The following is a 21,241-nucleotide window of genomic DNA, read 5'->3' as shown; positions in this document are numbered from 1 at the left end:
GGTTTAATGAATATGACGCAAAGACTCTCTCTGGCTTTTTCGCTTTTAGCAGGTTCGTTAATTATTCTAGGGATCGTAACTATCTCACTTCTCGCGGGTTTTCAGGCGCGATTTGAATATGTGCAGGTCAACACGATTGATTCGCTTAAGGTGCTGAACCGGTTGGTGGACGAAAGTAATCGCCTCTCGGTGGCGTTATATCGCCATCAGACCGAAGACGAGATCGGTAAACTGGACAGCCTTGAAGCTGTGATCCAAAAACGCATTGAGGATATTTCGACATTAACAAAATATTATGTCGATAATGATATTACTAATGACGAGGATCGGGCGATGACGGATAAGTCACTCCAGCTGATCGCGGCGGTGAAACAAAACCTTCCGGCGTTTCTTAACGCCTCCCGGTCGCATCAGAACGCACTCAGCCTGGCGCTGTTAAGTGATGATGAAGGCATCGGCGGCGCCATCACCCAACTCAAAAGCAGTTATCGCAATCAGTTTGACTTTAACAGCAAAATTGGCGAAGCGTTGCGCCTGCAAAACCAACATATCTACCTGCAGACCAAATGGGGCATGGCCGCCGGTATTGCCCTGACGATTATCGGGCTGGGCATGCTGACGATCTTCACCATCCTGCGCGTCCGCCGCAGCCTGAAGGCCATCGGTGATGTGATGGAGCGCGCCAGCACCCGTCTTGATCTCTCCCTAAAGGCGGATGACAGTCGCCGCGATGAAGTCGGCATCATGGCGCGGTCGTATAATCGCCTGATGGAAAGCATCTCTTCTGCCCTGCACGCGGTCAGCAGCGCCTCACAGTCGGTCAGCAGTGCATCGGCACAGATTGCGGCAGGCAATGAAGATTTGTCGGCCCGCACGGAAGAGCAGGCGGCCTCGCTGGAGCAAACCGCGGCCAGCATGACCCAGATCAGCGAAACTGTCAGGCAGACCGCAGACAACACGCGCCAGGCAAGTCACCTTGCAGAAAACACGCGCAATCTCTCTGACACCAGTTCTGCGGCACTCAATACCATGCTGAATACCATGGCCTTGATTCGCGACAGTTCGGGCAAGGTGGGCGACATCATCACCCTGATTGAAGGCATTGCGTTTCAGACCAACATTCTGGCGCTCAATGCGGCGGTTGAAGCGGCACGTGCCGGCGAACATGGGCGCGGCTTTGCCGTCGTAGCAGGCGAAGTGCGCAACCTGTCGCAGCGTTCCACCACCGCTGCCCGTGAAATCAAAGGGCTGATTCAGTCGTCGAACGCGTTGATCGAATCGGGAACCTCCCAGGCGGATAACGTGAACCACAATATGGAGACGATGCGCGGTGCGGTCAGTCAGGTCACCGATCTGGTTAACGAAATCGCTGCGGCGGCCACCGAGCAGAGTCAGGGAATTTCGCAGGTCCATCAGGCGGTCAATCAGATGGACGATGTGACTCAGCAGAATGCGGCCCTGGTCGAAGAAGCCTCAGCCGCGTCGCTCTCTCTACAGGAACAGGCCGATACGCTTGCTGCGCTGGTGCGGAAGTTTACGCTTGCCGGTCCGTCGGCCTCAGGGGAGACGCCACAGCGCAACCCTGCAGCCGTCAGGGCACCTAAACCGGTGCTGGCACTGGCGACAAGTGGGCAGGATAACTGGCAGCGTTTTTAAGCGGACAGTTTGAAAATATAACGAAAGGTCGGCGGTCAGTTACGCCAGACTGAAAGCCGCGTGCGCACGCAGTGCGCACGCTTTTTTATCAGCGACGCAGCGCGATCGCTTCAATCTCAATCTTCACATCTTTGGGCAGACGGGCCACTTCCACGCAGGAGCGCGCCGGGAAGGGCGCATTGTGCTCGGTAAAGAAGGCTTCGTAGGTGGCGTTTACGGTCGCAAAGTCATTCAAATCTTTCACGAATACCGTGGTTTTCACGATATCGGCAACCTTCAGGCCCGCCGCTTCGACGATCGCCTTCACGTTTTCCAGCGACTGGCGCGCCTGTGCCGATACGTCTTCAGCAACGTCGCCCGTGGCCGGGTTCACCGGAATCTGACCCGAGGTGATGATCATGCTGCCGAGATCAACGCCCTGCACGTAGGGGCCGATAGCCGCTGGGGCTTTTTCCGTACTGATTTCACGAGACATCATTTCTCCTTAGAGTAAGGCCGGGGCAGCAAAGGCGCTGCCCGCCATAAAACGCGGTTCATTATAAGCGCGGCAGGGCCGATTAAAAGTGACCCAATACCACATGACGGGCGAACTCTTTCTCACAGTATTTACACTTGAGGTGTACCTCATCGGCGCGGTGCTTCACGGCGAAGCTGGAGAACACCGGTTCGCTGCGGCTGATGCAGTTGCTGTTCGGGCAGGTCAGCACCCGATCGATGCGATCCGGTAGCGCAGGGGCGATCTTGGCCACCACTTCATAGTCATCAATGCGGTTGACGGTGGCGTGCGGCGCATAAAACGCCAGCTGATTGATCTGATCTTCCGTGAGATAGGTGTTCTCGATCTTAATCAAATCTTTGCGGCCCATTTCCCCCGACGGCAGATTCAGGCCGATGGTGATGCGCTGGTCGGTTTCGGTCAGGCGAAACAGCGACAGGAGCTTAAAGCCTACCTGCGCAGGGATGTGATCGATAACCGTGCCGTTTTTGATGGCTTCGACCTGCAGTTTGTTATCCTGGCTCATACTGTCACTCCTTACAGGGCGGTGTCGCTGTTTAAAACCAGTGCCAGTAAAGCCTGGCGTGCGTAGATGCCGTTACCGGCCTGCTGGAAGTACCAGGCGTACGGCGTGCTGTCCACGTCGGTGGTGATTTCATCGATGCGCGGCAGCGGGTGCAGCACCTTCATGTTGTCGCGCGCACCGTTCAGGTCTGCGGCGCGTAAAATAAACTGCGCTTTGACGTTGGCATATTCTGAAGGGTCAAGCCGCTCTTTTTGCACCCGGGTCATGTAGAGAATATCCAGATCCGGCATCACCTCTTCAAAGCTGTCGTGACGTGACCAGGTGATATTTTGCTCGTCCAGCATATCGGTAATATATGCCGGCATCGCCAGCGCGTCCGGGGCGATAAAGAAGAAGCGGTTGCCGTCAAACTTCGCCAGCGCCTGGGTCAGAGAGTGCACGGTGCGCCCATATTTCAGGTCACCCACCATCGCCACGTTCAGGTTGCTGAGGCGCCCCTGGGTTTCACGAATGGTGAACAGGTCCAGCAGCGTTTGCGTTGGGTGCTGATTTGCGCCGTCTCCGGCATTCAGAATCGGGATGCCGTTGGAAAACTCGGTGGCCAGCCGCGCGGCGCCCTCCTGCGGATGACGCATCACGATGGCATCCACGTAGGTGCTGATAACTGAAATGGTATCGGCCAGGGTTTCCCCTTTTTTACCCAGTGACGTATTGCTGCCATCGGCGAAGCCCACCGCAGAGGCGCCCAGGCGATGGATGGCGGTTTCAAACGACAGCCGGGTGCGGGTCGAGGCCTCAAAGAAGCAGCTGGCGATCACGTTATGTTTCAGCAGTTCCGGCTGGGGATGTGCTTTAAGCTGCGCAGCGGTGTGCAGGACCAGCTCCAGCTCGTCGCGGCTGAGATCGTTAATTGAAATGATGTGCTTGCGATATAGCGGGTTAGCCATAGCTCTCTCCTCTGCGGCGCGGCCGGATTGCGGACAAAAAAAAGCCCCTTAGAAAGGGGCTTTTTTAAGATCGGTTCGATGACGGAAAGAAACAGCGGTGCCGCCTGCGTTGAGGCGAGGTAGCGCGTCACATTGTGCACGATGCTGTTGCATGTTTCCTCCGGCAAATTGTGGCGCATTATACGCCATCAGGCATGCGCATCAAGGAAAAATCGCGCCACAGGTAAACGTTTGCGGCAGCCCGATTAGCGCTGTCCCAGCGTGGCCACCATCACCGCTTTAATGGTGTGCATCCGGTTTTCCGCCTGATCGAATACGATGCTGTGCGCCGACTCAAAGACGTCATTGCTGACCTCCATGCCATCCTGCAGGCCGTACTGTTCCGCCATCTGACGGCCCAGCGTGGTCTGATCGTCATGGAAGGCCGGTAAGCAGTGCAGGAATTTCACCTGCGGATTGCCGGTCAGCGCGAGCATCGCGTGATTGACCTGATAGTCGCGCAGCAGGGCAATACGTTCTTCCCACACTGCTTTGGCTTCACCCATGGAAACCCAGACGTCGGTATAGATGAAATCGGCGCCTTTCACACCCTCGGCAATATCTGCCGTCAGGGTGATTTTGCCGCCGTTCTGTTCGGCAACCTGACGGCACTGGGCCACCAGGTCGGCTTCCGGCCAGCAGCTTTGCGGTGCGACCATACGCAGATCTAAGCCAACCTGTGCCGCCGCTTCCAGCATGCTGTTACCCATATTGTTGCGAGCATCGCCCACGTACACCAGGGTCATCTCACTGAGCGGCTTGCCTGGCAGATGCTCCTGCATGGTCAGCAGATCGGCCAGCAGCTGCGTTGGGTGGAACTCGGTGGTCAGGCCGTTCCACACCGGCACGCCAGCATGTTCCGCCAGGGTTTCGACCAGTGCCTGACCGTAACCCCGATACTGAATACCGTCATACATGCGGCCTAACACGCGCGCGGTGTCTTTCATCGACTCTTTATGGCCGATCTGGCTGCCGCTTGGGCCGAGGTAAGTGACGTTTGCCCCCTGATCGTAAGCGGCAACTTCGAAAGAGCATCGGGTACGGGTCGAGTCTTTTTCGAAGATGAGCGCGATGTTTTTGCCTTTCAGGTACTGGGTTTCACTGGCGGTTTTTTTTGCGCGTTTTAATTCGGCGGACAGGGTAAGCAAGTAGTCAATCTCAGCCGGGGTAAAATCCAGCAGCCTGAGGAAATGACGTTGATACAACTGACTCATACAGCACTCCGGTACGGGGTTTATAATGAATTAAAATTCAATTTAACCGTATGAATATGCATTTTCAACCCTGGCGAGAATAATCTTTTCTGTTTTGTGTAGTGGCGCGACAGGCAGTATGGGAAAATAATCACTTATTGCCGAACTCAGAGAGGATATCGCCATGGCATTTGAAGCATTGTTGGAAGAGCAGCGTGAAGAGACGCGGCTGATCATCGAAGAACTGTTAGAGGATGGCAGCGATCCCGATGCGCTCTATACCATTGAGCACCATCTCTCCTGTAACAACTTCGACTCGCTGGAAAAAGCGGCGGTGGACGCCTTTAAACTGGGCTATGAAGTCACCGAGCCAGAAGAGCTGGAGCTGGAAGACGGCACTACCGTGATGTGTGTGGACATCCTCAGCGAAGGCGCGCTGAAAGCGGAGCTGATTGATGCCCAGGTGGAGCAGTTGGTGAACCTGGTAGCCAAATACAACGTCGACTATGACGGCTGGGGTACCTACTTCGAAGACCCGAACGCCCAGGATGACGACGAAGACGACGGCGAGGCTATCGACGAAGACGACAACGGCATTCGCCACTAATCAACACCGGCGGAGCCTGCTCCGCCTTTCCTGTTCTCCGGCCCTGTCTGACATCCATGAATTACGCACCTTTACTTGAACCGATACATCAATTTTTGCTCTGCCGCACGCCTCAGGCCTGGATCCTTGAGGCGCGTAAACCGGAAAACCTGACCCTGCTGCTCACCGACCATCTGGTATGCGAACTGAAAGCGGCCCAGACCGCCGTGTGGCTGATCCGCAAATACGTTGCCGACAAACCCAGCGGTGACCGGATTCTGGCGTGGCTGAAGCCTTACGAGAATTTTATCTTCCGCGAGGACGGCGACAGCGATTTTATCAACGCCCATAAAAATCTGACCAAAGCCATTATTGTGCGTAACGAGCTTCCCTGGGCGGACGATCTGGTTGAGAAAATGGTGCTGCTGATCAAAGAAGAGCTGCATCACTTTTATCAGGTGTGGGAAATTATGCAGGCGCGCGGGCTGGTCTATCAGAAAATCACCTCAAGCCGTTACGCCAAAGGCCTGCTGCGTGAAGTGACCACCCACGAACCCGATACGCTGGTGGATAAGCTGATTTGCGGTGCCTATATTGAGGCGCGTTCCTGCGAACGCTTTGCCAGCCTGGCGCCTTATCTGGATAGCGAATTAGAGAAGTTTTATATCTCGCTACTGCGTTCAGAAGCCCGGCATTACCAGGATTACCTGGCGCTGGCCGCGCAGATCTCACCGAAAGACATTTCGGCGCGCGTGCGGGCGATTGGGGAAGCGGAGGCCAGGCTAATCAGTGAACCGGACACGGAGCTGCGCTTTCACAGCGGTGTTCCGGCGTTTTAAGCGCATTACAGCGTTTTCAGCATCCTGAACTCGCAGTCACCATGTCCGGTACAGCCCAGCGCATGGTCGATGCGGGCAAAACCCAGCGATTCATAGAGCTTAATGGCGCGGGTTAAGCTGCCGGTGGTTTCCAGATAGCAGCGACGAAAGCCGCGCTGGCGTGCGTGTTCCATGGCAAGCAGCGCCAGTTCACGCGCCACGCCGAGGCCACGGATGCCCGGCAGGAAATACATCTTTTGCAGCTCACAGATATCCGGCGCGCTGCAGGCTAGGGGGGCAATGCCGCCGCCGCCCATCACTTTTCCCTGATGTTCCACAATCCAGTAGGCGCTGTGCCCGGCGCTGTAAAGTTCATAAAGCTGGTCCAGATTGGGATCGGCCACGGTATAGCCTTTGTCCGCCGTCAGGCCAAATTCCGCAGAAACGTCGCGGATCACCCGGGCGATATGAGGATTGTCGTCGGCGACGATAGGACGCAGCAAGGGTTGCGGCTGAGTATCAGGGATCATAACGGGGCAGCGTGACGGAATCAGGTTAGACATGCGTCAGAAATAGCATTATCGTCGGGTAAAAGCAATATTGTTCACCGTGCATGGAGGCGTATAACGTGTTTTCCCGTTTCAGTTTTAAAACCATTAAAGACCTTTTCCCTTTCTTTATTATTGTCGGCTTTATCAACGTCTGGGCATATTTTCAATGGATTGGCAGGCCGGATGTTTTTCCGCTGATAATAAATAATGTGGCTGGCGTTATTGCTGTCCTTATCACCTCGATACTGTTTTTCAGCGTATTTTCGGTCACGTTACTTATTCCCTCCGGGCTCTGTTCATTATCCGCCTTGCAAAAGGGCAAAAAAGCTCGCCCGACGCGGCGCTATAACGAAGGCTGCTGCGCAATAACCGCCTTTAGCGCCTTTCTTACAGCCTTTACAGCGATCTATTTTGGAGAAAGTTCAGATGCCTGGCTGATATTATCCGCGGCAGGTGCCGTGGCCACAGGCGTACACAGTTTGGTTAATCACCGAGTTAATCGGCTTCGGCAGCAACATCACCGCCAGTTGCTTGCCAGGCTGAAGCGCATGCGGTCGGCGAATAACGACTTAAGCACCCGCCTTAAAAGAAAATTTTGTCTGGCGGAAATAAGCTTGAACGTGGTTGTCATCAATCTTCGTTACGTTATTTACGCCGTGTTTGTATCCCTGGTCTCTTTTCTACCGCTGTTGTTTCTATTGCCAGGTGATATCTATTTCTCAGCGAAAAATACCCTGCCGCAGTATTTTATTATTACCGGTTTATATCTGCTGCTCTTTATGCCGGCGCTGTTCTCACTGTTGACTAATAAAATAAAAGCGCATCATGGCTTCAAACCCATTTTGGCGTTTTCACCTGGGCTGGTCCTCGGCGTGTTTACGCTGTTTTCTGTTCAGCTGGTGCAGATTAATCAGCGTGCGATTGAAATCGTCGGCATGGCGTCCTGGCACGAAAAGGTGTTTTCCGTGCCGTCGAAAGACTTCCCGGCCTATTACTTCCCCACTTCTGTCTGGGGGCCCAGTAAAGCGACGGGCGATGCACGTTTGATTACAGGCATCGAGGCATTTACCAACGGCGAAACCCACCTGATCTGCCCGGCACGTTTAAAGGCGCTCAGGCAAAGGGCGCTGAAAAGGAATGCCTTCCTATGGCAGGCAGATGAGAAAGCCAAAGCGGACCTGGTTGGCATGAGCCAGAACTGTCTCTTGATTAAGGGCGATAAGGTGACGACGGCGGCGGTCTTGAACGCGCTACTCCCCAATGCGCCGCAAATGAAGCCATAAAAAAGCCCACGTCGGCGCGTGGGCTTTAGCGAAAGCAAACCAGAACGATTACAGCGCGGCAATCACCGCCTGCTGTTCAATCAGTTTTGCTTTTGACTGTTCCATCTCGGCGACGCGCTCGCGCTCTTTGGCAACGACCGCTTCCGGGGCACGGGACACAAAGCCTTCGTTAGCCAGCTTGGTCTGGATCTTCTCGATTTCCACATCCAGCTTCAGCAGCTCTTTGGCCAGGCGCTCCAGCTCGGCGGTTTTATCCACCAGATCCGCCATCGGGATCAGCAGCTCGGCGCCTTCCACGATTTTGGTCACCGACACCGGGCCTTTCTCGCCCGCAGGCAGAATGGTCAGGCTTTCCAGTCGCGCCAGGCGTGACAGGAAGTTACGGTTGGCCTCAACGCGGCGCTGGGCCGCCGGGGAGCAGTCGCGTAGCAGCACATCCAGCAGCTTGCTGGGCGCGATGTTCATCTCCGCACGGATATTACGGACCGCGATGATCGCCTGCTTCATCCACTCGATGTCGGCTTTGGCTTCGGCATCTTCTTTCGCTGCATCAAACTGCGGGAACGGCTGCAGCATGATGGTGTCATCGCTGATGTTTTTCAGGCCTTTCACGCGCTGCCAGATAGTTTCCGTGATAAACGGAATGATCGGGTGCGCCAGGCGCAGCAGCGCTTCCAGTACGTGAACCAGCGTATGGCGCGTGCCGCGCAGCTCGGATTCACTGCCGCTGTTCATGACCGGCTTAGTCAGCTCCAGGTACCAGTCGCAGAACTGGTTCCAGGTGAAGTCATACAGGATGTTGGCAGCGATATCGAAACGATAGCTGTCCAGCGCCTCACGGTAGGCTTTTACCGTGTGGTTGAACTCGGTCAGAATCCAGCGATCCGCCAGCGACAGCGTCATCTCGCCGCCGTTCTGACCGCAGTCCTGGTCTTCGGTGTTCATCAGCACAAAGCGGCTGGCGTTCCACAGCTTGTTACAGAAGTTGCGATAACCTTCCAGGCGCTTCATGTCCCAGTTGATATCACGGCCGGTTGAGGCCAGCGCCGCCAGCGTAAAGCGCAGGGCATCGGTACCTGATGGCTCAATGCCGTTCGGGAACTGCTTCTCGGTACGCTTGCGGATTTTTTCCGCCAGCTGCGGCTGCATCATGTTGCCGGTGCGTTTTTCCAGCAGATCTTCCAGCGAAATGCCGTCAACCATATCCAGCGGGTCAATCACGTTACCCTTGGATTTCGACATCTTCTGGCCTTCTTCGTCGCGGATCAAACCGGTCATGTAGACGGTTTTAAACGGCACCTGCGGCTTGCCGTTTTCATCTTTGATGAAGTGCATGGTCAGCATGATCATGCGGGCAATCCAGAAGAAGATGATGTCGAAGCCACTCACCAGCACGCTGGTGGGGTGGAAGGTGCGCAGGGCTTCGGTATTTTCCGGCCAGCCCAGCGTCGAGAAGGTCCACAGGCCTGATGAGAACCAGGTGTCCAGCACGTCATCGTCCTGACGCAGCGCCACATCGGCGGCCAGGTTGTTCTCGGCGCGAACCTCGTCTTCGGTACGACCCACATAAACGTTGCCGTCGTTGTCATACCAGGCCGGAATACGGTGTCCCCACCACAGCTGACGGGAAATACACCAGTCCTGAATATCACGCATCCAGGAGAAGTACATGTTCTCGTACTGCTTCGGTACAAACTGAATATCGCCATTCTCAACCGCTTCAACCGCGACTTTTGCCAGCGGTGCCGTACGCACGTACCACTGATCGGTCAGCATCGGCTCAATGACCACGCCGCCACGGTCGCCGTAAGGCACGGTGAGATCATGCGGTTTGATCTCTTCCAGCAGGCCCAGCGCGTCTACCGCAGCCACGATGGCCTTACGGGCGGCAAAACGCTCCATCTTCTGGAAAGCAGCAGGAATCGCGTCGCTGTAAGCGGTGCTGGCTTCGCCGTTGGTGTCATAAACCTGGGCGCTTTCACGGATATCGCCGTCGAAGGTCAGGATGTTAATCATCGGCAGCTTATGACGACGGCCCACTTCGTAGTCGTTAAAGTCATGCGCCGGGGTGATTTTCACGCAGCCGGTGCCTTTTTCCATGTCGGCGTGCTCATCGCCCACCACAGGAATCAGGCGGTTAACCAGCGGCAGCATGATAAATTTACCGATCAGATCTTTGTAACGCGGATCTTCCGGGTTTACCGCCACGCCGGTATCACCCAACAGGGTTTCCGGACGGGTGGTCGCGACGACCAGATAATCTTTACCGTCGGCGGTTTTCGCGCCATCGGCCAGCGGATAACGGATGTGCCACATCGAGCCTTTGCTCTCGCGGTTTTCCACTTCCAGGTCAGAGATTGCCGTACGCAGCTTCGGATCCCAGTTCACCAGGCGCTTGCCACGGTAAATCAGGTTTTCTTTGTACAGGCGCACAAACACTTCTTTCACCGCATTAGACAGGCCATCGTCCATGGTGAAACGCTCGCGCTCCCAGTCAACCGAGTTGCCCAGGCGGCGCATCTGGCGGGTAATGGTGCCGCCCGATTCAGCTTTCCACTGCCAGATTTTGTCGATGAACGCATCGCGACCGTAATCCTGACGGGTTTTGCCTTCTTCTGCGGCGATCTTGCGCTCAACCACCATCTGGGTGGCGATGCCTGCGTGATCGGTACCGGCCTGCCACAGGGTATTTTTGCCCTGCATGCGCTGGTAGCGGATCATGGTGTCCATGATGGTTTGCTGGAAGGCGTGACCCATGTGCAAGCTACCGGTGACGTTCGGCGGCGGGATCATGATGCAAAAGCTTTCCTGGCTGGTGTCGCCATTCGGTTTGAAGTAGCCCTGCTTTTCCCAATGCTCGTAAAGCGGCTGCTCGATATCTTGCGGGTTATATGTCTTATCCATTTCTGCTATGTCGTTTGCGGCTGTGGCGGCGTTGCCGTATTCAATTGGAAGCCAACGCTGCGATACGCTTTGTAGCGATCGCGCGCCAGCTGTTTGAGAGCGTCTTCGTAAGGAACGAAGTCTATCACTTCATGGAAAGCAGTAGCAAAATCTGCGAACTGCGGCAGCAGGCTGATCAGCAGGTCGCGTGGCGAATTGCCCCGACGCTGCGGCCATGCCAGCTCAACCGGTGCGCCGTAGCGCGGACCTTCCCCGGCGAGATTGTGCGGCACAAAGGCGTTGGCGGGGCGCTGCCACAGCGCCTCATCAAGCCGAATGGCTTGCTGCTCATCTTCACAGGCGATGAGCACCCGCTTACCGGCCCGCCAGCGTGTTTCCGCCAGATCGCACACCAGCGCTTCAACGGCGCTTAAGCCATCGCTGGATGCATCGGTTTCCAACACGTAGAAGGTTGCGTTTTTCATCGAATTGCCTGTTTAAAGAAAAGAAGGGCGGAGTAAGCTCCGCCCCGATGGGTTCGGTTGTCCGTACGATCAATCGTCGCCGTTCAGGCCAGCACGATTCAACAGGAACTGCGACAGCATCGGCACCGGACGACCGGTGGCGCCTTTGGCCTTGCCTGAACGCCAGGCGGTACCGGCGATGTCCAGATGCGCCCAGTTATATTTGCGCGCAAAACGGGCCAGGAAGCAAGCGGCGGTAATCGCCCCACCCGGACGGCCGCCAATGTTTGCCATATCGGCGAAATTGGATTCCAGCTGTTCCTGATACTCATCGGCCATCGGTAAACGCCAGGCGCGGTCGCCAGACTGCTCCGAGGCACCAATCAGTTCATGCGCCAGCGGATTGTGGTTCGACAAGAGTCCGCTGATGTGATGACCTAGGGCAATGACGCAGGCGCCGGTCAGTGTGGCAACGTCAATCACCACTTCCGGATCGAACCGCTCCACGTAGGTCAGCGCATCACACAGCACCAGGCGGCCTTCAGCATCGGTATTTAACACTTCAACTGTCTGACCGGACATGGTGGTCAGCACGTCGCCCGGACGCATGGATTTGCCGTCCGGCATGTTCTCGCAGCCGACCAGCACGCCCACCACGTTCAGCGGCAGATTCAGTTCGGCGACCATGCGCATCACGCCATAAACCGAGGCCGCGCCGCACATGTCGTACTTCATCTCATCCATGCTGTCCGCAGGCTTGATGGAGATACCGCCGGAGTCAAACGTCAGCCCTTTACCAACCAGCACAATCGGGCGCGCGTCGGTATCCGGGTTGCCTTTGTACTCAATGACCGACATCAGGGATTCATTATGCGATCCCGCGCCCACCGCGAGGTAGGCGTTCATGCCCAGCTCTTTCATCTGCTGCTCGCCAATCACGCGGGTCGTGATGTTTTTGCTGTAGGCATCCGCCAGCTGGCGCGCCTGAGATGCCAGGTACGCAGGATTACAAATGTTAGGCGGCATGTTGCCCAAATCTTTTGCTGCTTTCACACCGGCGGCCACCGCCAGCCCGTGCTGAATGGCGCGCTCACCGCTGGTGAGTTCACGGCGCGTCGGCACGTTAAACACCAGCTTACGCAGGGGACGACGTGGCTCCGCTTTGTTGCTCTTCAACTGGTCGAAGTTATACAGCGCCTCTTTCGAGGTTTCGACGGCCTGACGCACTTTCCAGTAGGTATTACGCCCTTTGACGTGCAGCTCGGTCAGGAAGCACACGGCCTCCATCGAGCCAGTGTCATTCAGCGTGTTGATGGTTTTCTGGATCACTTGCTTGTACTGGCGCTCGTCCAGCTCACGCTCTTTACCGCAGCCAATCAGCAGAATACGCTCTGACAGGATATTCGGCACATGATGCAGCAGCAGCGTCTGGCCCACTTTGCCTTCCAGTTCACCGCGGCGCAGCAGGGCGCTGATATAGCCGTCGCTGATCTTATCCAGTTGCTCGGCAATCGGTGACAGACGACGCGGTTCGAAAACACCAACTACAATGCATGCACTGCGCTGTTTTTCCGGACTACCGCTTTTTACACTGAACTCCATGCACTCTCCTGAATCTTAAAGACAACGGCCGCTGCTGCCGCTAGAATGTAGCGCATTCGTGACCCATTTATTAAGCGAAGCATTAAGACACATGCTGCTGGAGGTCATAATGGATCAGGGTGACAAGATGTTGTTTTTTCATCACCCAAACGCGATTACCATACATTTCTAGCGTCGACGACGGCCATTTATGAAGAAAAATGGCTAATAAGCGTTGAAATTAGCGATTTTCCTGCAAAAAGACAAGTTTTCACAGGCGTATTAAGCGTGATCATTATTAGATATCTGGTTCGGGAAACGCTCAAAAGCCAGCTGGCTATCCTGTTTATCCTGCTGTTGATCTTCTTCTGTCAGAAGTTGGTGAGGATTTTAGGGGCTGCGGTGGATGGCGAAGTGCCGACAAACCTTGTTCTGACGCTGTTAGGACTCGGCGTGCCTGAAATGGCACAACTTATTTTGCCCCTAAGCCTGTTTCTGGCGATTTTAATGACGCTCGGGCGGCTGTATACGGAAAGTGAAATTACCGTTATGCATGCCTGCGGCCTGAGTAAAGCGGTGCTGGTCAAAGCGGCGATGGTGCTGATGCTGTTCACCTCGGTGGTGGCGGCGGTTAACGTCATCTGGCTTGGTCCCTGGTCGTCGCGCTATCAGGAACAGGTTACCCAAAACGCCAAAGCGAACCCCGGTGCGGCTGCTCTTGCTGCGGGACAGTTCCAGACCTCCAGCGACGGTAGCGCCGTGCTGTTCCTTGAGAACGTCAAAGGCAATCAGTTTGGTCACGTCTTCCTGGCCCAGCTGCGGCCAAAAGGGAATGCGCGGCCTTCCGTGGTGCTGGCCGACAGCGGGCACATGGAACAGAAGAAAGACGGCTCACAGATTGTGACCCTGGATAAAGGGACCCGATTTGAGGGAACGGCGTTGCTGCGTGATTTCCGCATCACCGACTTCACTAACTACCAGGCTTACGTAGGTTATAAGCAGGCTACGCTGGATCCTAACGATGTAGACCAGGCCACGTTTGCTACGCTGTTATCGAACAAAACGCCTGAATTCAGGGCTGAGCTTCACTGGCGTATTACGCTGGTCTTTGCCGTGCTGGTCATGGCCTTGATGGTGGTGCCGCTCAGCGTGGTCAACCCGCGTCAGGGACGCGTGCTCTCGATGCTGCCCGCGATGCTGCTGTACCTGATTTTCTTCCTGCTGCAGAGTTCGCTGCGCTCAAGCGGGGCGAAAGGCCGCCTCGATCCGGCTATCTGGATGTGGGTGGTGAATATTAGTTATCTGGCGTTAGCGATCGTGCTTAACCTGTGGGATACCGTGCCGATGCGTCGAATTCGTGCGCGCTTTACACGCGGAGGATCGGTCTGATGTTTCGCGTTCTCGATCGTTATATCGGTAAAACGATATTTAATACCATCCTGATGACGCTGTTTATGCTGGTCTCGCTGTCCGGCATTATCAAGTTCGTCGATCAGCTGCGTAAAACCGGACAGGGTGCCTACAGCGCGCTGGATGCAGGTTATTACACCTTGCTGAGTGTGCCAAAAGACATCGAAATCTTCTTCCCAATGGCGGCCCTGTTAGGTGCATTGCTGGGGCTGGGAACGCTGGCGCAGCGTAGTGAACTGGTGGTCATGCAGGCGGCGGGCTTTACCCGCATGCAGGTGGCCCTGTCGGTGATGAAAACGGCGATTCCGCTGGTGCTGCTGACCATGGCTATCGGCGAGTTTGTCGCCCCTCAGGGCGAGCAGATGGCGCGTAACTTCCGTGCGCAGCAGCTTTATGGTGGCGCGCTGGTGTCGACGCAGAGCGGTTTGTGGGCCAAAGACGGCAACAACTTTATCTACATTGAACGTGTTAAAGGCGACGATGAAATTGACGGCGTCAGCATTTACAACTTCACTGACGATCGCCGTTTACAGAGCGTCCGCTATGCTGCAACGGCGAAATGGAATAAAGACAAGAAGTTGTGGGTGCTGTCTCAGGTGGACGAATCGAATCTGACCGATCCGAAACAAATCACCGGCTCACAAAGCCTGACTGGCGAGTGGAAAACCAGCCTGACCCCAGACAAACTGGGCGTTGTGGCGCTGGATCCGGATGCGTTGTCGATTACCGGCCTCTACGATTACAGCAAATACCTGAAGCAGAGTGGTCAGGAGTCTGGCCGTTACCGGCTGAACATGTGGAGCAAAATCTTCCAGCCGCTGTCCGTAGCGGTCATGATGCTGATGGCGCTGTCGTTTATCTTTGGTCCGCTGCGTAGCGTATCCATGGGCGTGCGCGTGGTCACCGGGATCAGCTTCGGCTTCCTGTTCTACGTACTGGATCAGATTTTTGGCCCGCTCAGCCTGGTTTATGGTCTGCCGCCGATTTTCGGCGCAATACTGCCCAGCTTTGCCTTCTTTGCCATCAGTCTGTTTATGCTGATAAAACGGCGATAAACGCTGACAGTCAGAAAGGCCGCGCGATGCGGCCTTTTTTTATGGCTGGTGTCGGTGACGAATCGAACGCCTGAATTTCACCGCCTGATGCGGTGGCGATCGTCACGTGCCAGTAAAGGTGCATCCGGTTGCCCTGATGTTTTACAGACTGGATTATCGATCTAGTAAGGTAAGGCATTCCTGAGGAACCCATCCATTTTCCCCAGAAGGCTTCTCAGCCCAGTACCAGCCGTTAAGCGCCTGCGTCACTATCAGGGCCTCACCGGGATGGACGGTTAACTCCTGTGCCCTATAGTCTTCCAGACAGACAATCTCATTTGGGCTCAGTGGCAAAAAGTATTGCTCTGGCGCCCAGCCCGCTTTGCCATCGGGCAGCGTAATCCATATCCATCCTCGCCATTCAAGATCGCAGTGGCTCACCACGGCTATCTCGTCGGCCTTAATCGTAATCGGATCGGGGAATGCCGACCTGTATTCATCGGTGACCACGGCCTGTGCTCTCATGATTTTTTCTCCTGCCATCTTACGAACAGCTTTAACAGACAGCTAAATCGGGTTTACCGGGCGGCGTGCCAGCAGCGCGTCTACATCACCGACACCATCCCCGCATTGTTGCCGACCTTGTAGGGCAGATCGCCTTCACCCGGCCGTGCTTCAGGAGAATACCGCTTCACAGGTCATCGCACTCCGTCACAAATCAACGCACCATACAGCGTCTCCGCCTCGGCTAACCTGCTCAGCAGGCAATATTCATCGGTCTGGTGCGCCATCGACGGCTCGCCGGGGCCCAGAATTATGCAGGGCGGATTGCCCAGCGCGGGCAACAGCAGTGAAGCATCGGTAAAGTAGGGCACAATGCGCGGCACCAGGGGGGCATCATGTAATGGCTGGCATCGTTGATAAACCGCCTGAATCCATGCGTGATCGCCTTCACTGAGTACCGCGGGCAGGTCCACCAGCGTAGATATCGTCACACCTTCGCCCAGTAAGGTGCTGAGCTGCTGACGGATGGTGGCGTGCTGAAGATTGGGCGCGCTACGAATATCCACGTCAAACTGCGTGCGGTCAGGCACGGAGTTAATGTTCAGGCCGCCTGTGATGCGCCCGACGTTGATCGTGGGCTGTTTCATCAGCGGATGCGGCGCGCCGGGGGAGAAATGCTGAATTTTACCCAGCGCATCGGCGGCCAGGTAGATCGCATTGATGCCCAGCTCCGGCATCGCGCCGTGCGCGGTTTTACCGCGTGTTTCACAGCGCAGCCACAGTGCGCCTTTGTGGCCGATAACCGGATAGTTCGCGGTGGGTTCGCCAACGATCAGCGCGCCCACCTCGGGCAGGTCAGCGGTATCGATCAGCGCCCGCGCGCCGTCGCAGCCGGTTTCCTCACCGCCGGTAATCAGCAGCACCACGCCCGGCCCTTGGCGAATGGCCTGCTGGTGCGTGACGCAGGCCACGGCAAAGGCGGCAACGGCCGCTTTCATATCGCTCGATCCCCGGCCATAGAGCCGATCGTCCACGATCTCGCCAAAGGGATCGTGTTGCCAGTCGGCGTTACCGAGCGGCACCGTATCCAGATGGCCGGTAAAGGCCAGCGCAGGTCCGGCCTGCTCGCCGCGCAGGCGGGCTATCAGGTTATGGCGTCCTTCGCCGAAGGATGACAGCGTGACCTCGAAGCCGTTTTCCTCCAGCCAGCCGGCAAAAAACATCATGCAGGCGGCTTCGTTACCCGGTGGATTGAGGGTATCAAAGCGGATCAGCTGTAACGCCAGATCCGCCGTGCGGGTAAGGGCCATCAGTGGCGAACCGTTAACCAGTCAAGACAGTTGATCCACAGCTGGCGATAACCCTGCCACTGGGCAAATTCCTGCGGCAACCAGTGGGCAGACATATCGCTGGTCCACACCAGCGAGCGGCCCTGCTGATATTCGCGCACCGCCAGCAACGGATGCGCGGTGCCGGCAATGGTTGCCAGCAGTTTGCCTTCAGGGTGCATTTCCACTTCGTTATAGCCCAGTAACCACGGCCATTCGTCGGGCATGTCGGTAAACAGCGCATGGGATTCGGTGACGCTCGGATAAGAGCCTTCGGGCGTTTCGATGCGGTCGTCCCAGGCCAGGCAGCGTACCGGCAGCACTTTCTCGACCGCCGTGTTGCGATAGCGCGCGCCGCCGTTGATGCCCTGAAAACTGAAGTAGCCGCCGATCATCATCAAGGCACCGCCCGCCGCCACATAGTCGTGGATCAGCGTCAGACGGTTCGCCGTGCGCTGGCTCTTCAGCCAGGTATCCGGATGCAGCAGCAACGTGTTCGCGCCGATATCCGACAGAATGATCGCGTCCCACGCTTGCAGCCCGGCCAGCGTCAGCGGAAATTCGGTCGCCGCCGCGTGCGCGGGCATATAGGTGATGGCATAGTCGCTGTCGGCCAGCGCCGCCATAAAGTCGGTTGCACCATTGTGCCAGGTGGCGGTGGCAAACTGATCGAAGCCTTTAACGTGAACGGACGTGCTGGTCCAGGATTCCCCGACCAGTAAAATTTTCTTCTGCATTACGGTTCTCCCTTACCCACCAAAAACGCGCTGTGGGTTAGCAATCAGTAAGGTTTCAAGTTGTTCGCCGCTCACGCCGTGGCGTTTCAGGCGCGGAACAAAATGTTTAAGGATGTAGCCATAGCCGTGGCCGCCGTAGCGGGTCAGCATGGTTTTCAGGAACACGTCCTGGGACAGCAAAATCTGCTCAATAAAGCCGTCATCGATCAGTTCACGGATGGCGCGGGCGTTCTCTTCGTCGGACGGTGACTGCGCGGACTCGTCGGCGTAGTAATAGCTCATGCCGATCATGTCGTATTCCAGAAACGCACCGCGCTGGGCCAGCTCACGCTGATAGCGCTTGTCGGCAAAGCTGGGATTCATGTGGCACAGCACCACGTGGCGCAGATCGGCCCCTTCGTGTTCAAGAATATCCAGCACCTTGTGCCCCAGCCGCTCCCAGCCGGGCAGATGCACCTCAATCGGCACCCGGGTTGCTGCACTGGCCCGGCCCGCCGCCCGCAGGGATTTTTCCTCGCTGGCGGTAAAGCGGCTGGACACGCCGATCTCACCGATCAACCCGGCGAGTACTTCGGGTTTTTCTTCCCGGCCGCCAAGGTCGTAAATCAGCTTGTCAGCTAACGCCTCGACGCTAATCGTTTTCACCCATTCCGGATGCGAAGGCTCCAGGTACAGGCCGGTGCTCATGATGATGTTCAGCCCGGTCAGGCGGGCGATGCGCTGCAATGCCTTGGGATCCCGACCGATGCCGATATTGGTAGGATCGACAACCGTGTCACCGCCGAGAGCACGGAACTTCATCAGCTCCTCAATCGCCAGATCCACATCGAACAGCTGACAATTATCGCGGCTGATTAACGGGTTAAGCGACAGTTCGCCCAGGTTTTCCATACTCACCGGCATTTCCGCTAAATGGCGATCGCCACAGCAGCAGGGCGGCACCCACTTGCCGGACGCATCCAGCAGAATGTGTTCATGCATCAGCGTCACGCCCATCTCACTGACCGGCAGCGGCCCCAGCACCGTCATGACATAGCCGCTGTTGATGCCGAGCGGTAGGGGATCCGGATGCCGAAAAATAGAGTGTTTCATTGGCTATCCTTTTGCCGCCGCGCGGGTCGGGTTGAGAATGCGGGTATTCAGCCAGATCGCCAGCAAAATAATCGTACCGGTCGCGATCTGCGTGTAAAAAGGAGAGATGTGCGACAAAATCAGGCCGTTCTGAATAATGGCAATCGACAGCGCGCCCAGCAATGTACCGATGATGGTGCCGAAGCCGCCAAACAGGCTGGTACTGCCCAGCACCACCGCCGCAATCACCTGTAACTCAAAGCCTTCGCCCTGGTTAGAGGAGCCGCTGCCCAGACGGGCGGTGATAATCATGCCCGCCAGCGCGGCAGCCATGCCGCTGAGGATATAGACCTTCATGGTCACGGCTTTGGTGTTAATCCCGCTGCGGCGCGCGCCTTCGGCATTCGCGCCAATCGCGGTGACATAGCGACCAAAACGCATATGATTAAGCACGATATGGCCGACAATCAGCACCACAATGCCGATCAGCGCCGGCATCGGCACGCCCAGCACTTTCGCGCGCCCCATAAAGGCAAACAGGCTGTCGGCAGGAATGGGAATGGAATAGCCCTGGGTAATCAGCAGCGCGACCCCGCGCACCACGGCTAAGGTGGCAAGCGTGACGATAAAGGCCGGAATGCCCTCATAGGCGATAAAGAAGCCGTTGATAGCGCCCACCAGCGCGCCCAGCAGCAGGCCGCCCAGCAACACCACCGGCCAGGGCAGTCCCCAGTTGTTCAGCGCAATAGCCGACAGCGCACCGACCAGCGCCAGCGTCGATCCCACCGAAAGATCGATCCCGCCCGTGGTGATCACCAGGGTCATCGCCGTGGCGACGATCAGCAGAGGCGCGCTCTGGCGAATGATATTGAGCCAGTTAGCACTGCTGAGAAAGTTGCCGGTGATCAACGAAAACACCACGCAACAGAACACAAAGAACAGCGCGATGCTGACCACGCCAGAGTGATTGTGCAGCAGGCGACGCGGCAACGAGTGTTGGGCCATACGGGAACCGCTCAGATTCATAATAGTCATCCTGTTACCTCGCTCAGTGCGTCGCCGCAGAGCGGGCGACAAATTTTTCGCCCACGATCAAATTCACAATTTCGCCCAGATCGGTGTCCGCCACCCGGCGGTCTGCCACGTTGGTGCCTTCGTACATCACCATGATGCGATCGCAGACCAGGAACAGATCCTGCAGGCGATGGGTAATCAGGATCACGCTGACGCCGCGCGCCGATACCCGACGAATCAGCTCCAGCACCGCTTCCACCTCGGCCACGGCCAGCGCGGCGGTGGGCTCATCCATGATCAGCACTTTGGGATCGAAGGCGGCCGCGCGTGCAATGGCAATCGCCTGACGCTGTCCACCGGACAGATTGCGCACCAGCAAACGCGTATCAGGAATGGAAATGCCCAGGCCTTTCAGCATTTCGCGCGCATCAGCGTGCATTTTCTCTTCATCAAGAAACGGAATGCCGAGGATCGATTTCATCGGCTCGCGCCCCATAAACAGGTTGCCCGCCACATCCACGGTGTCGCACAGCGACAGGTCCTGATAAACCATTTCGATATGGCAGCGGCGAGAATCCGCCGGATTGTTGAACTGCTGCTCTTCACCGTCAATGCGGATCGTGCCGCTGGTGGGCACCACCGCGCCAGACAGCACTTTGGTCAGCGTGGACTTGCCCGCGCCGTTATCGCCCACCAGGCCCAGCACTTCGCCGGGCGCCAGCTGTAAGTTCACGCCGCGCAGGGAACGTATCGCGCCGTAGGTTTTGGTTATATTCACCATCTCTACCCGTGCCGGGGCAGTTTGTGATTGCTGCATTCGATAACTCCCATCACCACTAACGGGAAAAGCTGAACAGAGATAAAAAAACTTTATCGTGCACGGTTTACGCCCTTGTAAACCGGTTTACCTGCCAGATAAAGCCCTCATACATAATCTCTGAACAACCGCTGTAACGATATTTGCTTGCCAGATACGTCATTGCAGCATCCGTGCCAGCCTGCAACACAGGCAGTACACATCCGGTTTAACACGTTGTTTTTAAACACGTTTAAATGTTAATTTTTGGTAAACCGGTTTACTAACTATAACGCGAAGAAATTAAAAAGCGCGTTATTTGCG

At 56.3% G+C, this 21,241-nt stretch carries 20 protein-coding genes; 6 read left to right on the top strand and 14 right to left on the bottom strand.

The window, feature by feature from the left end:
• Positions 1 to 6 precede the first annotated feature (6 nt).
• The gene (locus AAIE03_RS15620; RefSeq protein ID WP_145031406.1) at positions 7 to 1,656 is read left to right on the top strand and encodes a methyl-accepting chemotaxis protein; all 1,650 of its coding nucleotides are present in this window, start codon (positions 7 to 9) and stop codon (positions 1,654 to 1,656) included.
• Positions 1,657 to 1,744: 88 nt separating this feature from the next.
• Here AAIE03_RS15620 and ridA read toward each other — a convergent pair whose 3' ends face one another.
• The 4 genes from ridA to argF all read right to left on the bottom strand — a co-directional run bounded on the left by ridA (position 1,745) and on the right by argF (position 4,878).
• On the bottom strand, positions 1,745 to 2,131 hold the full coding sequence (gene ridA / locus AAIE03_RS15615; RefSeq protein ID WP_014606727.1) for a 2-iminobutanoate/2-iminopropanoate deaminase: 387 nt from the start codon (positions 2,129 to 2,131) through the stop codon (positions 1,745 to 1,747).
• An 82-nt stretch (positions 2,132 to 2,213) separates the two neighbouring features.
• Positions 2,214 to 2,678, bottom strand: a complete 465-nt coding sequence (gene pyrI / locus AAIE03_RS15610; RefSeq protein WP_013024382.1) for an aspartate carbamoyltransferase regulatory subunit — start codon at positions 2,676 to 2,678, stop codon at positions 2,214 to 2,216.
• An 11-nt stretch (positions 2,679 to 2,689) separates the two neighbouring features.
• Entirely contained in the window at positions 2,690 to 3,625 is a 936-nt protein-coding gene (gene pyrB / locus AAIE03_RS15605) for an aspartate carbamoyltransferase (RefSeq protein ID WP_013024383.1), read from the bottom strand.
• A 245-nt stretch (positions 3,626 to 3,870) separates the two neighbouring features.
• Positions 3,871 to 4,878, bottom strand: coding sequence for an ornithine carbamoyltransferase (argF, locus tag AAIE03_RS15600; RefSeq protein WP_014595181.1), 1,008 nt, complete (start codon positions 4,876 to 4,878; stop codon positions 3,871 to 3,873).
• 163 nt (positions 4,879 to 5,041) lie between these two features.
• On the opposite strand from argF, the gene rraB reads away from it, so the two are divergent.
• The gene (gene rraB / locus AAIE03_RS15595; RefSeq protein ID WP_013024385.1) at positions 5,042 to 5,464 is read left to right on the top strand and encodes a ribonuclease E inhibitor RraB; all 423 of its coding nucleotides are present in this window, start codon (positions 5,042 to 5,044) and stop codon (positions 5,462 to 5,464) included.
• Positions 5,465 to 5,520: 56 nt separating this feature from the next.
• Positions 5,521 to 6,282 carry a tRNA isopentenyl-2-thiomethyl-A-37 hydroxylase MiaE gene (gene miaE / locus AAIE03_RS15590; RefSeq protein ID WP_015701078.1) on the top strand — a complete coding sequence of 254 codons (762 nt, stop codon included), beginning with the start codon at positions 5,521 to 5,523 and terminating at the stop codon, positions 6,280 to 6,282.
• Between the two features lie 5 nt (positions 6,283 to 6,287).
• Here miaE and AAIE03_RS15585 read toward each other — a convergent pair whose 3' ends face one another.
• Positions 6,288 to 6,824 carry a GNAT family N-acetyltransferase gene (locus tag AAIE03_RS15585; protein WP_024472190.1) on the bottom strand — a complete coding sequence of 179 codons (537 nt, stop codon included), beginning with the start codon at positions 6,822 to 6,824 and terminating at the stop codon, positions 6,288 to 6,290.
• Between the two features lie 50 nt (positions 6,825 to 6,874).
• On the opposite strand from AAIE03_RS15585, the gene AAIE03_RS15580 reads away from it, so the two are divergent.
• Positions 6,875 to 8,095 carry a hypothetical protein gene (locus tag AAIE03_RS15580; protein ID WP_024472189.1) on the top strand — a complete coding sequence of 407 codons (1,221 nt, stop codon included), beginning with the start codon at positions 6,875 to 6,877 and terminating at the stop codon, positions 8,093 to 8,095.
• 48 nt (positions 8,096 to 8,143) lie between these two features.
• On the opposite strand, the gene AAIE03_RS15575 is transcribed toward AAIE03_RS15580, so the two are convergent.
• From AAIE03_RS15575 to pepA, 3 genes are all read right to left on the bottom strand, one after another.
• Positions 8,144 to 10,999, bottom strand: a complete 2,856-nt coding sequence (locus AAIE03_RS15575; protein WP_013024389.1) for a valine--tRNA ligase — start codon at positions 10,997 to 10,999, stop codon at positions 8,144 to 8,146.
• A gap of 5 nt (positions 11,000 to 11,004) precedes the next feature.
• On the bottom strand, positions 11,005 to 11,463 hold the full coding sequence (locus AAIE03_RS15570) for a DNA polymerase III subunit chi (RefSeq protein ID WP_013024391.1): 459 nt from the start codon (positions 11,461 to 11,463) through the stop codon (positions 11,005 to 11,007).
• Between the two features lie 69 nt (positions 11,464 to 11,532).
• On the bottom strand, positions 11,533 to 13,044 hold the full coding sequence (pepA, locus tag AAIE03_RS15565; protein ID WP_088900620.1) for a leucyl aminopeptidase: 1,512 nt from the start codon (positions 13,042 to 13,044) through the stop codon (positions 11,533 to 11,535).
• A 267-nt stretch (positions 13,045 to 13,311) separates the two neighbouring features.
• Between pepA and lptF the strand changes: the two genes are divergently transcribed.
• Positions 13,312 to 14,412, top strand: coding sequence for an LPS export ABC transporter permease LptF (gene lptF, locus AAIE03_RS15560; RefSeq protein WP_013024393.1), 1,101 nt, complete (start codon positions 13,312 to 13,314; stop codon positions 14,410 to 14,412).
• The gene (lptG, locus tag AAIE03_RS15555; protein ID WP_014595186.1) at positions 14,412 to 15,488 is read left to right on the top strand and encodes an LPS export ABC transporter permease LptG; all 1,077 of its coding nucleotides are present in this window, start codon (positions 14,412 to 14,414) and stop codon (positions 15,486 to 15,488) included. The genes lptF and lptG overlap by 1 nt, the downstream gene beginning before the upstream one ends.
• A gap of 153 nt (positions 15,489 to 15,641) precedes the next feature.
• Here lptG and AAIE03_RS15550 read toward each other — a convergent pair whose 3' ends face one another.
• The 6 genes from AAIE03_RS15550 to AAIE03_RS15525 all read right to left on the bottom strand — a co-directional run bounded on the left by AAIE03_RS15550 (position 15,642) and on the right by AAIE03_RS15525 (position 20,902).
• Positions 15,642 to 15,992 (bottom strand): SH3 domain-containing protein, encoded by a 351-nt coding sequence (locus AAIE03_RS15550; protein WP_105077072.1) that lies wholly within the window; start codon positions 15,990 to 15,992, stop codon positions 15,642 to 15,644.
• A gap of 173 nt (positions 15,993 to 16,165) precedes the next feature.
• A complete protein-coding gene (locus AAIE03_RS15545) occupies positions 16,166 to 17,281 on the bottom strand; it encodes a M20 family metallopeptidase (RefSeq protein WP_019106721.1) in 1,116 nt (371 codons plus the stop codon).
• A complete protein-coding gene (locus tag AAIE03_RS15540) occupies positions 17,281 to 18,036 on the bottom strand; it encodes a glutamine amidotransferase (protein ID WP_014595188.1) in 756 nt (251 codons plus the stop codon). Before AAIE03_RS15540 ends, AAIE03_RS15545 begins: the two co-directional genes overlap by 1 nt.
• Positions 18,037 to 18,048: 12 nt before the next feature.
• Positions 18,049 to 19,128 carry a phosphotriesterase family protein gene (locus AAIE03_RS15535; protein WP_013024400.1) on the bottom strand — a complete coding sequence of 360 codons (1,080 nt, stop codon included), beginning with the start codon at positions 19,126 to 19,128 and terminating at the stop codon, positions 18,049 to 18,051.
• A gap of 3 nt (positions 19,129 to 19,131) precedes the next feature.
• Complete coding sequence (locus AAIE03_RS15530; protein ID WP_174261298.1) at positions 19,132 to 20,133, bottom strand: ABC transporter permease; 1,002 nt, start codon at positions 20,131 to 20,133, stop codon at positions 19,132 to 19,134.
• A 22-nt stretch (positions 20,134 to 20,155) separates the two neighbouring features.
• Entirely contained in the window at positions 20,156 to 20,902 is a 747-nt protein-coding gene (locus AAIE03_RS15525; protein WP_028715983.1) for an ATP-binding cassette domain-containing protein, read from the bottom strand.
• Positions 20,903 to 21,241 lie beyond the last annotated feature (339 nt).

It is taken from the genome of Pantoea sp. Ae19-2 (genome assembly GCF_059801205.1).
This window is presented reverse-complemented; position numbering and strand designations above follow the sequence as displayed.

Bases quoted from the DNA above. Each gene is read 5' to 3' on its own strand.
- AAIE03_RS15575 (WP_013024389.1), bottom strand. From the start codon at position 10,999: ATGGATAAGACATATAACCCGCAAGATATCGAGCAGCCGCTTTACGAG.
- AAIE03_RS15585 (WP_024472190.1), bottom strand. From the start codon at position 6,824: ATGTCTAACCTGATTCCGTCACGCTGCCCCGTTATGATCCCTGATACT.
- AAIE03_RS15550 (WP_105077072.1), bottom strand. From the start codon at position 15,992: ATGAGAGCACAGGCCGTGGTCACCGATGAATACAGGTCGGCATTCCCC.
- AAIE03_RS15530 (WP_174261298.1), bottom strand. From the start codon at position 20,133: ATGAATCTGAGCGGTTCCCGTATGGCCCAACACTCGTTGCCGCGTCGC.
- AAIE03_RS15535 (WP_013024400.1), bottom strand. From the start codon at position 19,128: ATGAAACACTCTATTTTTCGGCATCCGGATCCCCTACCGCTCGGCATC.
- AAIE03_RS15540 (WP_014595188.1), bottom strand. From the start codon at position 18,036: ATGCAGAAGAAAATTTTACTGGTCGGGGAATCCTGGACCAGCACGTCC.
- AAIE03_RS15570 (WP_013024391.1), bottom strand. From the start codon at position 11,463: ATGAAAAACGCAACCTTCTACGTGTTGGAAACCGATGCATCCAGCGAT.
- miaE (WP_015701078.1), top strand. From the start codon at position 5,521: ATGAATTACGCACCTTTACTTGAACCGATACATCAATTTTTGCTCTGC.
- pyrI (WP_013024382.1), bottom strand. From the start codon at position 2,678: ATGAGCCAGGATAACAAACTGCAGGTCGAAGCCATCAAAAACGGCACG.
- lptG (WP_014595186.1), top strand. From the start codon at position 14,412: ATGTTTCGCGTTCTCGATCGTTATATCGGTAAAACGATATTTAATACC.
- pepA (WP_088900620.1), bottom strand. From the start codon at position 13,044: ATGGAGTTCAGTGTAAAAAGCGGTAGTCCGGAAAAACAGCGCAGTGCA.
- ridA (WP_014606727.1), bottom strand. From the start codon at position 2,131: ATGTCTCGTGAAATCAGTACGGAAAAAGCCCCAGCGGCTATCGGCCCC.
- AAIE03_RS15525 (WP_028715983.1), bottom strand. From the start codon at position 20,902: ATGGTGAATATAACCAAAACCTACGGCGCGATACGTTCCCTGCGCGGC.
- pyrB (WP_013024383.1), bottom strand. From the start codon at position 3,625: ATGGCTAACCCGCTATATCGCAAGCACATCATTTCAATTAACGATCTC.
- AAIE03_RS15620 (WP_145031406.1), top strand. From the start codon at position 7: ATGAATATGACGCAAAGACTCTCTCTGGCTTTTTCGCTTTTAGCAGGT.
- AAIE03_RS15580 (WP_024472189.1), top strand. From the start codon at position 6,875: ATGGAGGCGTATAACGTGTTTTCCCGTTTCAGTTTTAAAACCATTAAA.
- AAIE03_RS15545 (WP_019106721.1), bottom strand. From the start codon at position 17,281: ATGGCCCTTACCCGCACGGCGGATCTGGCGTTACAGCTGATCCGCTTT.
- argF (WP_014595181.1), bottom strand. From the start codon at position 4,878: ATGAGTCAGTTGTATCAACGTCATTTCCTCAGGCTGCTGGATTTTACC.
- rraB (WP_013024385.1), top strand. From the start codon at position 5,042: ATGGCATTTGAAGCATTGTTGGAAGAGCAGCGTGAAGAGACGCGGCTG.